Consider the following 15,341-nt stretch of genomic DNA (forward strand, 5'->3'; position numbering starts at 1 on the left):
GTTATACGTACTGATTTAAAGAAATATCTTAATTTGCATCCCCAAACCAAAAATGAACAATAATTAAACAGTGTAGCCGATGAATAAATAGAATGCGAATTCATTTTTTTATTTTTATTAGAATGAACACCAAGAGTTTAAATTCAGCCTGAGCCACCCTAATGGTGGTCAGGCTTATAGGAAAAAAACCCTACTTACGGGTAATCATACAGAATATAGTTCTTTAGGGGGACTCACTTCTGTCAAGGGAGAACTAACGTTAGAAGCTGCGGGTTTAAAAAACTGATGTGCTGCGAAAATAGTGTCAGGGGCGATATATCCATATTTATTTGCAATGGATAATAACTCCGGAACTTTTTGTTTCAGGTAAGCTTTTAAAGGAGTATTATGGGTTAAAACGGCAAAATGCCATACGGAATTGCCTTGCTTATCAACATTTTTTAATTGTTCAACCCCATGTTTTTCCACTAAAGAAACTACTTCGTCAAAATTACCCAGCCTGGCGGCTAGTAATACAGGCGTTTCTCCATACGGATTTAGTTCACTAGTGCCGAAACTACGGGTTAAATGTTGCTCTAAATATTTTTGCACCTCGTGAATAGCAGCTACAGCACTGCACTCAAAATCGTTCTGTATCTTGGGGGTGAAATTCCCTGCATAGCGTTTTTGAAACCATTGTTCTACTGCCTCTAGTGAATTCACACCTAAGGGATAATGATCGGCGAAGGAACCGCCAAAATAAGCATTATGCTGTTCACTTTCCGACCTCGATTTCAATCGTCGCGCCATCACTACATAGAAATAAGCTTTATACAGGTGGCTATCCTTGGAGTATAGGATCTCTTGCCGCTCCAACACATCACGCTCACCTACAGCACTATTTATTTTCAAACACATGAAATGAAATGCAACACTAGAGGCCAATAAATAACCCGGTGTACCATAATACCTTGCCTCATCACGCACCAAGTCTTCACAATAAGCCAGATCCTCAGCCGCAATTCTTTCCTCCTGATACAACGAGCGTATTAGTAGCTGAGTCCCTAAATGCAGCGCATACAATGAATGATAGGTTTTCGCTAATTCAAAAAATTGTTGATAGGCGGGAGGCTTATCCTGCGCAACTAATTCGTTAGCAAGAAGATACCCCATAAGAAAGTCTAAGGAGGAAACATGCTGTTGTTTTTTAAATGAGAAAAGAGAAGCCGCGGTCGCCACGGGTACTTTAGATAATTCCTCATCCCAGTAAGCGGCATAACGCGGTTGTCTTAGCTCTTCGCGCAAATGCTGATTATGAGCAAGTATATTCATTAAATCGCGTAAAGCAAAACTATTGAGGTACTTAATTAAAGCAGCCTTAGCTGATTCATTAACATCACTGTTTACATTTCGTAATAATAAATCTAATTTACTCGCCCACACAGCAACACTCGTCATACACTAATCCTAAGCTAGGTTGAATTCTATTCCTGTCACAGGAACGCTCTCTACTGTTTCACCATTATTGTCAACAACACCTTCTTTATTTAAAGCAAGCTGCGCCGCTCCCCATACCTGTTGTCCATTAAAAAATAAATGATGATTTGCTTGCACTCCCTGCTCAACAATACCCTTGTAACGGTTGGGATTTTTGGGGCTGGAGGCTATAGCCTCACCAACAAGCTGAGGAAAGAATGATTCTGGCTCGTCTAAAACAAAAGCCTGCAGCAAATTTAAGACCCCATTTTGCAAGGTAAATCGCTCGGTTAACAACTTTTGCGCCATCACGACCGTCTGGTAATTTACCGACATAGTCAAATCACCCTCATGTTGTTGCTGGTCTTCTTCTCTTTTTAGAATAGAGGCCAAAATATCATCTACAGGGTGGCGTGCCATAGGGTCACGTTTGAAACTTGTTTCACTTTTCTTTTTCTCATCCCATTTTTTCTCTGCTTGGTGAAGGCCATACTTGTTTTTACCTAAATCCACAGCATCACCATAGATGCCTTTATCCTTGTCTTCACCTAAGGGATAATACTCAGAATCAGTAACACATCCCCATTTAGTGTAAATAACTCCTACATCTAAGACGCTAATAATCGCCGAACCATTATTTCGCATCCCCATATCATCCATGCGGCAAACGTATTTACTTCTCTGTTTTAATTGGGCAAGTTCTTCTGGCTCGCACCAGGGATGAATCTCTATAGAAGGGTTATTCAGAACCTTAATCCTTAATTCGAGTGCCATTTTTGCATTTTTCCAATAGCTCCGTTTTTGCTCACTATCCATGGTTTCATAATTAACGGAAGGCTCTTTAAGTTCGCTCTGATATTGTTTTAAATTCTCAGCACCATAACGCTCTGCGAAAAGTTGCTCCATTAATTTCGTATTTTGTGGATCACCGCTGATAATAACAATCCCCTTAAACGTAAGGAAGCTTCCTTCAGCTCTTTTTTTGAGTGAACTGGCAATTTCCAAGGCTTCTTCAAACCCTTTCCCAGGTCGGATTGTACCAAAACACAGAATATTCGGTTCTTTTTGGAGCACTTGTTTGGGCTTTAATAAGGAAGTGCCACTAAGGACTTGCGATGCAACGGTTAATCCTACCTTATTTTTTAAATTATACATGCTAATAGGCCAAGCACCTTTTTCCTTACGCTCTTTATCCAAATCCCCGCTTTCGGTAGCGCTTACCGCATTTTTTTTATCTTTTTCGTTAAAAAAAAGCACCGAATTGGCTTCGCGCAACAAATCGTGGACCATTTTTTGTAAAAAACGCCGGGTGTAATTCTGTTTGTATTCATGGACGGTAATATTGACCCTAATCCCTTCCTTGCGGAAAAAAGCAATATCAGCAGGCATAATGAAAGCACCGGTATCCGGGACACGAATATGAATATCGACACCTAATTTCCTGTTTTTACCAAGCTTTTTCATGGTTTCTGCTAATTGGCGAATAATATTTTGTCTATCTTTATCCGCTTTAGCAATTTCTAAGACTTTATAAAACTCCGCAATGCCGTCAATTTTTTGTGGGTGACGCTTGCCCACACGCTGCGCCACAAAATCATAAAACGATTCTCTAATTCCTGAAAGTTGCTCTAAGGCCGTAATTAGCTCCAGCTTATCATAGTGCGATGCTTCAAATTCTTTTTGCAGACTCGTGAGTAAAAGCAGAGCATTCTTCATCTCCGACTTCTTTATCTTAACTTTTTGGATGTCCCTCAGAGAGCCCCATGGTTTGATAATATCAGCTAAATATTTCGTTGGGTTTTCACTTTTCGCAAAGCCATCTTTACTGATAACACCTTTGTTTCCCTGTTGCTCCAGGTATTGAACCATGTCTTCAAATAATTTAACCGCCTTTTCTTTATTCTCTTTATCAAATAAAACCCTGCAAATATCTTCTTTATACTTATTAAGTTGCTTTATAATTTTAATTTTTTTATCATCTTTAAGATCGGCTAGTTGCCCAGTCACTAATGCAAGCTGCTCAACAACCTCCTTATGTCCAAAAATTATTTCTCGATTACCACTCATAAAACCAATACGCAACAATTTCTTATCAGGACCAAGTATAACTTGCGGTGTTCGTAGTGTAATTTTACCCTTAATATATTCAATAGCCGTATCTAGTTGCTCTAGGGTTTCACAGGAGTAACCACTTAAGACTGTACGCTTATTGGCTACGGGTTGAAGCACAAAGACGGTAGGAATCGAGTTGGCAGGGATAGGTTGGAGCCCTGGAGAACGAGGAATAGAATAATGTTGATCTTTTTGTTTCAACCAAATACACGAGGTGGTCGAATATTGTGAGAATCCTTGCACTAAGGTTTTTGCATATTGCCCATCGCCGGTACGAGCCTCTTCATCGAATGGCGCAGTTAAAAGAAAAATCATCTCCGGCGTATGGATATCTAAGAACGTTAAAATCTGTTCTACATTTTTCTTTATCGTCGCCAGGGAAGAGGATTGCATCAATGTTTGGGTATTAGCGGTTAGAGGATTTAATTGCTGCAGCAATTCCTGCACCTCCGTCCTCGTCCCACACTCGCCAATAGCCGTTGTCAATTGGTCCAAACTATCAAGAACAGCTTGCGTTTTAACCGAAACCGTGTGCCCCTCCGCTCCCTCTAGCTGATGCAAGGCATCAAACAAGCCCCTCGAAAGACGAAATATTGCTTTCCTGTTCATGATATTCACTAAAAAGATAAAAATAAATCAAATTATACAAAATAATTCTTAAGAGACTATTAAGCAACCAAGAGTATGGGTCGCAAATTGGCAACGTTTTGAGACCGCTCAGGCTTTTTCAACACAGACTCGAAAAGACACCATAAGGAGTATATAATCAGCCAATTTTGCAAATTTTAGAGGCCAATAACATGAATGCTTCGCTTTATGAGATAGCAAGTTTAGTACAAGGGGCTGTCATCGGCGATGATTCGCTACGGATTTCTGCCTTATCCCCTATTGATGATATTGCAGCAGGAACCCTGGCTTTTGCTGACAGTACTGACAATCTGAAAATAGTAGAAGCATCTCCCGCTGCGGCAATATTAGTGGCTCAAGGTATGGAAAGTGCTGTTAAGCCGGTGATTCAAGTAGCCCACCCACTTAAAGCATTTATTGCTCTTCTCCATCATTTTCATCCAGCGCCCAAAATTCAACCCGGAGTCCATCCTACAGCGGTTATTGGTGAAGACGTGCAATTGGGAGCAGATGTCTATGTAGGCCCTTATGTTAATATTGAATCAGGTAGTGTTATTGGCGATCACTGCGTCCTCAAAAGCCACATTCATATAGGTCATGGGGTTACTATTGGTGCAAATACCACCATACATTCCCATGTCACCGTGTATGATCACTGCCAAATCGGCTCCCGAGTTATTATTCATGCATCGACCGTTATAGGTTCTGATGGCTTTGGCTATACTTTTGTTGAGGGTAAACACTTAAAAGTACCTCATATGGGTAAAGTAATCATTCATGATGATGTAGAAATCGGTGCCAATACCGCGATTGATCGCGCCACTATGGGTGCTACCATCATCGGTGAAGGAACAAAGATTGATAATCTAGTGCAAGTTGCCCATTCCGTAAAATTAGGTAAGCACAATATTCTTTGTGGTTTTACTGGCATTGCCGGCAGTTGCACCACCGGAAATCATGTGATTTTTGCCGCGAACGTAGGGGTTAGCGATCACGTGACTATTGGTGATGGCGTTGTTTTAGGCGCTCGCTCCGGGGTGGCTCCCAAGAAAGAGCTCAAGGCGGGAATGGTTTATTTTGGAAATCCAGCACGCCCCAAAGATATTGCTATAAAGCATGAACTGGCAGTGAATCGCATTCCCTTAATACGTAAAAATATAAAAACCCTTTCCGAACAAATTGCCAGCCTCCGTGCGCAATTATCCAAGCTAGAGGTAGAGTAAATAATGAAAGCTCCATTAATTCTCATCGATGGCTCATCCTATTTTTTCCGCGCATTTCATGCGCTCCCCCCGTTAACTAACTCCAAAGGACAGCCCACTGGGGCGGTCTATGGGGTGGCCAACATGATTAAAAAACTAATTAAAGATTATCAGCCAGAAGAGTTGGCGGTAGTCTTTGATGCCAAAGGCAAAACATTCCGTGATGAATGGTATCCAGAGTATAAAGCCAATCGTCCTTCCATGCCCCCCGAGTTAAGTTCACAATTCCAACCCTTAATTCAATTATTAGAAGCAATGGGCTTACCCCTATTGATTGTTGAAGGGGTCGAGGCCGATGATGTGATTGGTACCTTGGCACAACAAGCCACAGAGCAAGGAATCCCTGTAGTCATTTCCACCGGGGATAAAGACATGGCGCAATTGGTTAACGAACATATTAGCCTGATTAATACCATGAGCAATTCCACAATGGATATTATTGGGGTTAAAGAAAAATTTGGAGTAACACCAGCACAAATCATCGATTATCTTACCTTAGTGGGTGATACCTCGGATAATATTCCCGGGGTTAACAAATGTGGCCCTAAAACAGCGGTGAAGTGGCTAACTGAATATCAGACCCTGGATAATTTGGTGGTGAATGCGGAGCGCATCACCGGAAAAATTGGTGAGTATTTACGCGCCAGTATTCCGCAACTGCCCTTATCAAAAAAACTGGTAACTATTAAAACCGATTTAGACTTACCCCTCAACATCCATGAGCTAAAACCAAAACCAGTGACCCAAGAATCACTCGTTGCTCTTGTTCGTGAGCTTGAATTCAAAAACTGGCTTAAAGAACTCTTAGAGTCCAAAGAAAGCCCTCCGGAGCAAGCCACCGAAACGAGTGCAATTAACGCAACTCATGAGCTGATAACCACCCAGGAGCAACTCGCTCCCTGGATGCAACAGCTGGAACAATGTCACGAATTTTGCATCGATACCGAAACAACAGATATCGATATTATGAAGGCAGAAATTGTCGGTGTATCGTTTGCTATTGAGCCACAAAAGGCGGCATACGTCCCTTTTACTCACACGGATGGCAGTCCACAATTAAACCGAGAAGAGGTATTAGCCCAGTTAAAACCTATTTTGGAAAATCCCAAAATTAAAAAAATCGGACAAAATATTAAGTACGATTACTCGGTATTGAAAAATCACGGTATTCACCTGCAAGGTATTGCCTACGATACCATGTTGGAATCCTATGTGTTAAATAGCAGCGCGGGTCGTCATGACATGGATTCCTTATCCTTAAAATATCTGGGCCATAAAACCATTACCTTTGAAGAAATCGCCGGTAAAGGAGCCAAGCAATTACGTTTTGACCAAATTCCAGTTGAAAAAGCTGGTGTTTATGCGGCAGAAGATGCCGATGTCACCCTGCAATTACACCGTAAACTATTCCCAATGATGGAAGCGTCTTTGCAAAAAGTATTCAATACCATTGAAATGCCGCTCGTCACCGTACTTGCTGATATGGAATTAGGTGGCGTGTTGATTAACGCGACAACTTTAGAACACCACGGCACACGACTCAAAGAACGCATTCAAGAACTTGAAGCAGAGGCCTTGCAACTGGCGGGTAGGCCGTTTAATTTGAATTCGCCCAAACAATTACAAGAGATTTTGTTCGATGAACAAAAGCTCCCGGTGATTGCGAAAACGCCAACAGGACAGCCCTCAACGGCAGAGTCCGTGTTGCAAGAATTAGCTTTTGACTATCGTCTAGCCGCAGTTATTTTAGAATATCGCGGGCTAAGTAAATTAGTTTCTACCTACATTGATGCCTTACCGAAAAAGATTAACGCGGGAACGGGCAGAGTGCATACTTCATATAACCAAGCGGTAGCAGCAACTGGACGTCTTTCCTCAAGCGAGCCTAATTTGCAGAATATACCCATCCGTAATGAAGAAGGGCGCTTGATCCGTACCGCATTTATTGCGCCCCCTGAACACCTCATCTTGGCAGCGGACTATTCGCAAATTGAGTTACGCATCATGGCGCATTTATCCCAGGATGAAAATTTGCTTACCGCTTTCGCCAATGGCTGGGATATTCATACGGCAACTGCTGCAGAAATTTTTCAGGTGCCGCGTGAGGAGGTAAGCTCAGAATATCGTCGTCGTGCTAAAGCAGTAAATTTTGGCTTGATTTATGGCATGTCTGCGTTTGGCTTGGCCAAGCAAATTGGTGTAGAGCGTCAAGATGCGCAGCGTTATATTGATACTTATTTTCATCGCTACCCCAAAGTTTTAGAGTATATGAACCGTACTCGTCAGCAGGCGCATGAAAATGGTTATGTAGAAACTTTATTCGGGCGTCGACTGTATTTACCCGAAATTAATACGCGTAATATGATGCGCCAGAAAGCGGCTGAACGTATGGCAATTAATGCACCGATGCAAGGCACTGCTGCGGATATTATTAAGAAAGCCATGATTGCTATTGCAGACTGGCAAAGGGCCGAAGTAAATTCATCGGCGAGAATGATTATGCAGGTCCATGATGAATTGGTGTTTGAGGTTGCAAAGCCGGCCGTTGAAGGCTGTTCGCAAAAGATTCGTCATATGATGGAGCATGCGGTGCAACTCTCGGTTCCTTTGTTGGTTTCTATCGGCATAGGGGAAAATTGGGATGCGGCGCATTGAGGCGTAACTGGATTGCTTCACTGCATTCGCAATGACGGCATGGTTTACTAGCGCAGCGTAATACGGGAACGGGAATAGATTGCTTCTCTTCCTTTGCAATGACGCCATTATTTATTTTGCACAGTAAACACTGACACCCTGTTAATGCTGCGTAACAGGGGCAGTGCACCAGGAAAATCAAACTGCGATCCCTCTCACCCTGCGCTAATTCGTACTACGGTCTCGATAAATCTCTTATGCATCAAGATCGTGGGCGAGTAATCTTCTATTAGCGCGGAAATAAGTTATGGGGGAGCATTCTAATAGGTCAGATAACTTTTCCATATAGATACAAGCAAACCGATCTACCTGATAGGCAAAATAGCTTTCCTCAGCACCGGCACGGAAAATTCGCTCCCATTTAGGATTGAAAAAAGCTTGTTGCTCTTTGATTAGTTTAGTCAGTTGCGCATCCAGGCGACTGATTTGCGACTGAAGGTCATTTAACTCTTTTTGATATTGGGAAGAACCTTCATCAATACTTTGCGTATGCAGATGCACGTAGTGAGACTCTAAATCCTTTTTTACTTCCATTATTTCGCTAATTTGCCGCTCAATAGGCATTGCTCGTTTTTGGGCGTCAATCTCTTCACCTAATTCTTCGACAACCAAAGCGGTGCGCCAATTACAATCTTTTTTCAGACGAAGAATATCGCCATAGATATGATCACCGATGTACAGAATCTCATCCCCCCGTACCCGTAAATCATCAGTAAACTTCTTAGCATTACCGCCCTGGTAAACACCTGGGACAATAGGACCGATGAGATTATGCATCGCACCATTCGCCTGATTAACCCCTAAAAAGCGTAAATTATCATAAAAAAACCGTGGCTTATTAGCTAAGGTAATCACAAACTCAAATAGATCAGTCCAACTTTCCCCCTTCTTCAGAAACGGAGTGATGGCATAATCTAATAGCAGCTTAGTATAGGAATATTCCGAATTCGTTAAAATAAATATTCTTTTGCCGTGATGAAGGAAGTGTTTTAAGCCATCCACTAAAGCACGATCTTTAATGACATAAGTCGACAGGTTTTTGCTGATAATCGCTTTTAGACTACCATCCGAATGTACCTTGTCCACGCATGCTTGCACATCTTGAGCGATTTCCTGGTAGTTCGGCATCCCGTCACCTAAGGTATCTTTAAGCTCCACTAATTGCCCATAGAGAACACAAAAAGCAATCGAAAAAGAAGTGTCGATTGCCATATAATTTGGATCGCCTAAATCAACATAAGTACTGCGGTAAATTTTCTGCTGCTCGGAAAAGTCGATTAATTTAGTTCCATGAAAACTTTGTCTAATTGCCCCATAACGACTGAGCTTTAAAATATTACCGTTTTTACGGTCAACGACTAAGCCACGAATGGCATCATGGTAATTAAAATTTAACTTCTTTATGGCTTCTGGATAATGCTTGAGTTCCACTAATTGTTCTTTAACTAACTGGTATACGAGAGACTCAAAGTTCTCTGAATGGTAACGAATCAAGGTATGGTCCATGTCCAGACCAATCAATTTGATTTTTTTCATGTTGAGGATTCGATTTACAAAAACTTTGCACTTACCCATGATTCTAAAACCTAGTTAGTTAATTTTGTTTAAAACTCATTGCTACTACGCGGGTTAACACCATTATCCTTTTAATTTCTTAATCCCCTCATGCGATGCAACCAAAATAACATCAGCTAAACGATGGGCAAATAAGCCATTCTCAACCACGCCAGGGATGGTATTTAATTTATCTTCCAACGCCTGCATATTATCAAAATTGAGATTAAATACATCGAGGATAATATTGCCATTATCAGTAACAAAACCATCGCGATATTCTGGATCACCGCCTAATTGCACCAAATGTCGGGCAACCATGCTTCGTGCCTGGGGAATCACTTCAACAGCCAGTGGAAATTCACCTAGTTGTTTCACGAGCTTTGACTCATCCACAATGCAAATAAATTTTTTGGCTACTTCAGCAACGATTTTTTCACGAGTATGCGCCCCGCCACCCCCTTTAATCATTTCGCCATGGGTAAGCACTTCATCAGCACCGTCAATATATACGGGCAGCTCCGGCACGGAATTTAAATCAATCACCGGAATGCCTTCCGCGCGTAATCGCGCTTCCGTGGCTTTGGAGCTAGCAACACAGGCATCAATTTTATGCTTTATGCTTGCAAGCTCTTTAATAAAAAAATTCACCGTAGACCCCGTGCCTACGCCAACTACTGTATCATTTTCAATGTAATCTAAAGCCGCTTTCGCTGCTTTAATTTTTAAATCACTCATTAAATACCACTCCCTTTTCTTTGTCTGAGTACCTCATACAAAGAAACACCTGTCGCTACAGATACATTTAAACTGTCAACAGTGCCTAACATCGGTAAAGAAAATAAGCCATCGCAATGTTCACGGGTTAAACGACGTAAGCCTTCACCCTCTGCCCCCATCACAATTGCCATGGTGCCAGTACAGTCTGTTTGGTAAAGGGTTTGCGTTGCCTCGCCAGCCGCCCCGTAAATCCAAACCCCCTGCTGCTTCAAGGTTTCCATACTGCGCGCTAAGTTAGTAACGCGCACCAGCGGTACCGATTCAGCAGCGCCACAGGCAACCTTACTCACTACCGGAGTAATACTGGCATTTTTGTCTTTAGGAATGACGACAAAATCAACGCCGGTTGCATCCGCGCTACGCAAACAAGCGCCAAGATTATGCGGATCGGTAACGCCATCGAGAATTAGGATCAAGGCAGGGCTTTTGCTCGCTTCTAATAAAGGGAGAAGATGTGACTCATTATAGTCTGGCAATGCGGAAGCACTTGCCACTATTCCCTGATGGGTAAAATCAGCAAAACGCTGATTCATTTGTTGCGTGCTTAACTTTTCAATGCTGACTTTCGCGTGTATGGCTTTATCTAATAAATCTTGCACGCGTTTATCCATACGCTCCTGGCTGATAAACAGCTTACGGATAACTCGATGTGGATTCGCTAATAAAGCAGAAACGGCGTGCACCCCGTAAACAAATTGCTCACTCATGACTTTTGCTGTCCTCTACAACGGGCTCAAAATCGATTTTACGTTCATCTAAATCCACTCGAGCAACTAAAACGGTCATTTTATCGCCCAAACGATATACTTGGCCGCCTCGAGTACCAATAAGTCGATGCTTTACGGCGTCAAAAGTATAATAATCATTCTTGAGTGCAGTCACATGCACTAAACCTTCAACAAAAACTTCATCTAGCTCAACAAAAATGCCAAAACTGGTAACCGCAGAAATACGTCCATTAAAGACTTGCCCCAGCTTATCTTGCATGTATTCGCATTTGAGCCAGCTAACCACTTGGCGCGTTGCCTCATCAGCACGACGTTCAGTCATTGAGGAATGTTTACCTAAACGATTCATGTCATCATGCGAATAGTCAAACTCCTGAACTGGATGATTGTCCAAGAGATGCCCGATAGCGCGATGGATTAATAAATCCGGATAACGACGGATAGGTGAGGTAAAATGGGTATACGCTGAATAGGCCAGTCCAAAATGCCCTTCATTTGCTTCAACGTAATGTGCCTGTTTTAGCGAGCGCAGCATCACTGTCTCAATCAAATGTCTATCGGGTCTATCAACGATGGCATTCATGGTCCGTTGGAAGTCTTTAGGGCCTGGCTTTTTACCTCCAGATAACTGCAATCCCAATTCCCCTAAAAATTGCCGTAATGCCGTAATTTTGTCTTCTTCAGGAGCGGCATGCACCCGGTATAACGTAGGAATTTCCGCACGCTCCAGGAATCGTGCCGTAGCCACATTGGCGGCTAACATACATTCTTCAATTAATTTATGCGCATCATTACGAATCACCGGCACAATGCATTTAATTTTTTTATGTTCATCAAACTCAATGCGTGTTTCAGTCGTTTCAAAATCTATGGCACCACGAGTTTTACGCGTGGCTAATAATACTTTATATAAATCATAGAGCCCGCTAATCATTGACCATAGTGGCGCGTGCTTTTCATCACTCGCTCCTTGAGCCAACCAATCCCCAACCTGGGTATAAGTTAGACGTGCATGTGAATGAATCACCGCCCGATAAAAACGTGAGCGAGCAATCTTACCCTCTTTGCTAATCGCCATTTCGGCAACCATACATAAGCGGTCAACATGTGGATTCAATGAACATAAACCGTTGGACAAGGCCTCAGGTAACATAGGTACCACTTTACCCGGAAAATACACTGAGTTACCACGACGTGCCGCTTCTTTATCTAAGGCCGAATCGGGCTGAACGTAGTTACTCACATCCGCAATAGCCACATAAAGCTGAAAACCACCCTTGGGTTTTGCATAACAATAAACAGCATCGTCAAAATCTTTTGCATCTTCGCCATCAATGGTCACAAAAGGTAAAGAACGTAAATCAGTGCGGCCTTTAATTTGCTCTTCTGTCACTTGTTGCGGAATTTTCGCCACTTCAATACCAACGTCATCAGGCCATTCAAAAGGAATGCCATGTGCATGGATAGCCACTTGGATCTCCATGCCCGGAGCCATATGCTCGCCCAATACATGAATAATTTTACCAATAGCTTGCGCGCGCTTGCTGGGGAAGGCTATTACTTCAACTAAAACGATTTGTCCATTCTTCGCGCCATTAACAAATTCTTGCGGAATGGAAATATCTTGCGTTAAATGTTTGCTGTCCGGCAACACAAAAGAAACGCCATGTTCAGTAAAAAACCGTCCGACAACAGAGGCATTAGCATGCTCTAAAACTTCATGAATTTTAGCATCAGGTCTTCCGCGACGATCGACTCCGACTTGATAGGCTAAAACCACGTCTCCATGCATTACCGCGCGCATTTCCTTGGCGGATAAAAACATATCATCCGAACCATCATCGGGAATGAAAAAACCAAAACCATCGGGATGCCCTTGCACGGTTCCGCGTGACAAATTAATTTTTTGCAAAAGACAAAAACGTCCGCGACGGTCTTGCATAATTTGCCCGTCACGCAACATCGCCTTGAGTCGAAACCCCATAGTCTCTTGTTTGCGCTCATCTAAATGTAATTTTTCAAATAAATGGCTGCGCGACATCGGCTTGCCGTATTCATTAAGGACTTCCATAATGAATTCACGACTAGGGATGGGGTCGTCGTATTTTTCACTTTCTCGCTCATGAAAGGGATCTTTTGATTTTTTACTCACCGTTCACCACTTTTATATTTGTTGTCATAGTATAACTTAATCATAATTTGCTCTCTTCTACCACTTATCTGTATAAGTAGCAATGGTTTACCTTTTTTGAGGTAATACATAACCCCTACCACCTACTGCAGCCTTTAATGCAGGTAAAGACATATTCTCTGCGGCCCAGAAAGTTCCCTGCGCATTTTCAGGAAACTTCACTTTGTTCCATTTGCACACGGCTATGGTGCCCTCGCAAGGCACTTGCTGCTCATGACCTGGCCGGGATTCAATACAGGTCAAGGCAAAGGGGCCTTTTTCCAAAGAAAGTGCCGCCCATTTGCCACCTTCTAGGCGACTGGTCCAACCAGCGCTTGCTCCAGGATTTTGCACTGGATGAGTCACCCACATATCTATGGCCGTGATGTTATGAATAAAAACTAAAGCTTTTTTATCCGCTTGAATGGTTACCGTATTTCCCTGCACCATCACCGGCTGACATCCAACAGGTAATTTAGATTCGGCTGCACTAACTGATGAAGACAGCGCCAATAGCCCTAAAACTGCAATAACCTTCATGTTGTTCTCCATAGATGCTTTATCACGGTATAATAAAAATTATATAATTACCCCGTACTGCTTACTAGTACTCTTTGCGAAATGCTACTCGCGTTAACTGCCAAAAAAGGAACAAATCAACATGCACCTCTGGATAGATGCGGATGCTTGCCCCAAAGTCATTAAAGAAATTTTATTTCGTGCGGCAAATCGCACTAAAACCTCAATGACTTTAGTCGCTAATTCTTTTATTAATTACCCCAACTCCCCGTTCATTCGTGCCGTACAAGTAGAAAAAGGATTTGATCAAGCTGATAATTATATTGTAACCCATGTTCAAGCACATGACCTGGTAATTACTGCCGACATTCCCCTTGCAGCGGAAGTAATTGCCAAAAATGCCCTCGCCCTTAACCCCCGGGGAGAGCTCTATACTGCCAATAATATTAGGCAGCGTTTAAACATTCGTGATCTAAATGAACAATTACGTGCTAGCGGCCATAACATTGGCGGACCACCGGCTTTAAGCATCAAGGAAAAAACCGCCTTTGCGAACGCCTTAGATCGCTGCCTCGCTAAAAAATAAGTGTCAAATTAATTTATGTTCTGCATCAGTTTGACACTCATATATTAGCGGCCTAAATTTAAAATATATCCATCATGGATGCTTAGCATGAAGCTTATCGTCTTTTTAATCCTTTTATTGGGAAATATGTTCGTCTGTGCCGCCCAGGTTGAAGTCGGGGTTTTAAGATTTGTTCCTCCCTTTGCCTCAGAAATTGGTCATACCGGGCAGTTCTATGGTTTTTGCATTGAACTCATGAATGAACTGTGTAAACGCACTGGCAATACGTGTAAATATAAAGCCACCGATGTAGACAAACAATTATCTGCGTTGCGCGGAGCTAAGATTGATATCGCCTTCTTACCCGCTCCCGTAGTATTAACCCCCAATGAGGATTATCTTTACAGTTTGCCTTATTTACCCAGTGAAAGCCAATTTATGATTTTAAACACCAATACCAGTATCCATTCCATTAATGATATTAGAGGCAAAAAAATCGGTATACTTAAGACCAATAACCTGAAGAATACAATATTACGCCAATTTACCGCCCCCGAACAGGTCATTGAATATGATGGGATCAATGGGCTAGTTTCGGGAATAACCTCTGGGCAAGTAGATGCCTTACTCCTCAACTCCAGCGTCGGTAAATACATTATTAATAATGTACAGAGCCTAAAAGTTATCGGAAAACCGATTGATATTGGCATGGGCTATGGCATCGTCGCCTTGAAAAAGAATGCCCCGCTGATCAATAAAATCAATGCCGCATTACTGCAAATGGAGTCTGATGGAACCTACGAAACCATTTACAAAAAATATTTTGGCTACTAAACGACCACTTTTTATGGATCCCACTACTTTTTTTAGGGTAC

The 15,341-nt window shown here is 42.3% G+C and carries 11 protein-coding genes; 4 read left to right on the forward strand and 7 right to left on the reverse strand.

The features are described 5' to 3' along the window. Positions 1–204 precede the first annotated feature (204 nt). Both ACD661_RS08135 and ACD661_RS08140 read right to left on the reverse strand, forming a co-directional pair. A complete protein-coding gene (locus tag ACD661_RS08135; RefSeq protein WP_400187365.1) occupies positions 205–1,437 on the reverse strand; it encodes a DUF5630 domain-containing protein in 1,233 nt (410 codons plus the stop codon). A gap of 9 nt (positions 1,438–1,446) precedes the next feature. After that, positions 1,447–4,176 carry a hypothetical protein gene (locus ACD661_RS08140; protein ID WP_400187366.1) on the reverse strand — a complete coding sequence of 910 codons (2,730 nt, stop codon included), beginning with the start codon at positions 4,174–4,176 and terminating at the stop codon, positions 1,447–1,449. Positions 4,177–4,367: 191 nt separating this feature from the next. Between ACD661_RS08140 and lpxD the strand changes: the two genes are divergently transcribed. Next, entirely contained in the window at positions 4,368–5,417 is a 1,050-nt protein-coding gene (gene lpxD, locus ACD661_RS08145; protein ID WP_400187367.1) for a UDP-3-O-(3-hydroxymyristoyl)glucosamine N-acyltransferase, read from the forward strand. A gap of 3 nt (positions 5,418–5,420) precedes the next feature. Next, a complete protein-coding gene (gene polA, locus ACD661_RS08150) occupies positions 5,421–8,111 on the forward strand; it encodes a DNA polymerase I (protein ID WP_400187368.1) in 2,691 nt (896 codons plus the stop codon). A 234-nt stretch (positions 8,112–8,345) separates the two neighbouring features. Here the strand turns inward: polA and ACD661_RS08155 are convergent, their stop codons facing one another. From ACD661_RS08155 to ACD661_RS08175, 5 genes are all read right to left on the reverse strand, one after another. Next, positions 8,346–9,725: an HAD-IG family 5'-nucleotidase gene (locus tag ACD661_RS08155; RefSeq protein WP_400187369.1), complete on the reverse strand. Its 1,380-nt coding sequence runs from the start codon at positions 9,723–9,725 to the stop codon at positions 8,346–8,348. A 63-nt stretch (positions 9,726–9,788) separates the two neighbouring features. Then, positions 9,789–10,442, reverse strand: a complete 654-nt coding sequence (gene rpiA, locus ACD661_RS08160) for a ribose-5-phosphate isomerase RpiA (RefSeq protein ID WP_400187370.1) — start codon at positions 10,440–10,442, stop codon at positions 9,789–9,791. Then, positions 10,442–11,191 carry a 23S rRNA (guanosine(2251)-2'-O)-methyltransferase RlmB gene (gene rlmB, locus ACD661_RS08165; RefSeq protein ID WP_400187371.1) on the reverse strand — a complete coding sequence of 250 codons (750 nt, stop codon included), beginning with the start codon at positions 11,189–11,191 and terminating at the stop codon, positions 10,442–10,444. The genes rpiA and rlmB overlap by 1 nt, the downstream gene beginning before the upstream one ends. Then, positions 11,184–13,364, reverse strand: coding sequence for a ribonuclease R (gene rnr, locus ACD661_RS08170; protein ID WP_400187372.1), 2,181 nt, complete (start codon positions 13,362–13,364; stop codon positions 11,184–11,186). Before rnr ends, rlmB begins: the two co-directional genes overlap by 8 nt. 87 nt (positions 13,365–13,451) lie before the next feature. After that, positions 13,452–13,922 carry a hypothetical protein gene (locus ACD661_RS08175; RefSeq protein ID WP_400187373.1) on the reverse strand — a complete coding sequence of 157 codons (471 nt, stop codon included), beginning with the start codon at positions 13,920–13,922 and terminating at the stop codon, positions 13,452–13,454. 121 nt (positions 13,923–14,043) lie between these two features. Here ACD661_RS08175 and ACD661_RS08180 point away from each other — a divergent pair, with 121 nt between their 5' ends. Beyond that, positions 14,044–14,487, forward strand: a complete 444-nt coding sequence (locus ACD661_RS08180) for a YaiI/YqxD family protein (RefSeq protein WP_400187374.1) — start codon at positions 14,044–14,046, stop codon at positions 14,485–14,487. An 87-nt stretch (positions 14,488–14,574) separates the two neighbouring features. Next, positions 14,575–15,300 carry a transporter substrate-binding domain-containing protein gene (locus ACD661_RS08185; RefSeq protein ID WP_400187375.1) on the forward strand — a complete coding sequence of 242 codons (726 nt, stop codon included), beginning with the start codon at positions 14,575–14,577 and terminating at the stop codon, positions 15,298–15,300. Positions 15,301–15,341: the final 41 nt, after the last annotated feature.

The organism is Legionella lytica (genome assembly GCF_044626755.1).
Taxonomy (GTDB): domain Bacteria; phylum Pseudomonadota; class Gammaproteobacteria; order Legionellales; family Legionellaceae; genus Legionella; species Legionella lytica_A.

Excerpts from the sequence above, each read along its gene's own strand:
- ACD661_RS08135 (WP_400187365.1), bottom strand. The coding sequence starts at position 1,437 with ATGACGAGTGTTGCTGTGTGGGCGAGTAAATTAGATTTATTATTACGA.
- ACD661_RS08140 (WP_400187366.1), bottom strand. The coding sequence starts at position 4,176 with ATGAACAGGAAAGCAATATTTCGTCTTTCGAGGGGCTTGTTTGATGCC.
- lpxD (WP_400187367.1), top strand. The coding sequence starts at position 4,368 with ATGAATGCTTCGCTTTATGAGATAGCAAGTTTAGTACAAGGGGCTGTC.
- polA (WP_400187368.1), top strand. The coding sequence starts at position 5,421 with ATGAAAGCTCCATTAATTCTCATCGATGGCTCATCCTATTTTTTCCGC.
- ACD661_RS08155 (WP_400187369.1), bottom strand. The coding sequence starts at position 9,725 with ATGGGTAAGTGCAAAGTTTTTGTAAATCGAATCCTCAACATGAAAAAA.
- rpiA (WP_400187370.1), bottom strand. The coding sequence starts at position 10,442 with ATGAGTGATTTAAAAATTAAAGCAGCGAAAGCGGCTTTAGATTACATT.
- rlmB (WP_400187371.1), bottom strand. The coding sequence starts at position 11,191 with ATGAGTGAGCAATTTGTTTACGGGGTGCACGCCGTTTCTGCTTTATTA.
- ACD661_RS08175 (WP_400187373.1), bottom strand. The coding sequence starts at position 13,922 with ATGAAGGTTATTGCAGTTTTAGGGCTATTGGCGCTGTCTTCATCAGTT.
- ACD661_RS08180 (WP_400187374.1), top strand. The coding sequence starts at position 14,044 with ATGCACCTCTGGATAGATGCGGATGCTTGCCCCAAAGTCATTAAAGAA.
- ACD661_RS08185 (WP_400187375.1), top strand. The coding sequence starts at position 14,575 with ATGAAGCTTATCGTCTTTTTAATCCTTTTATTGGGAAATATGTTCGTC.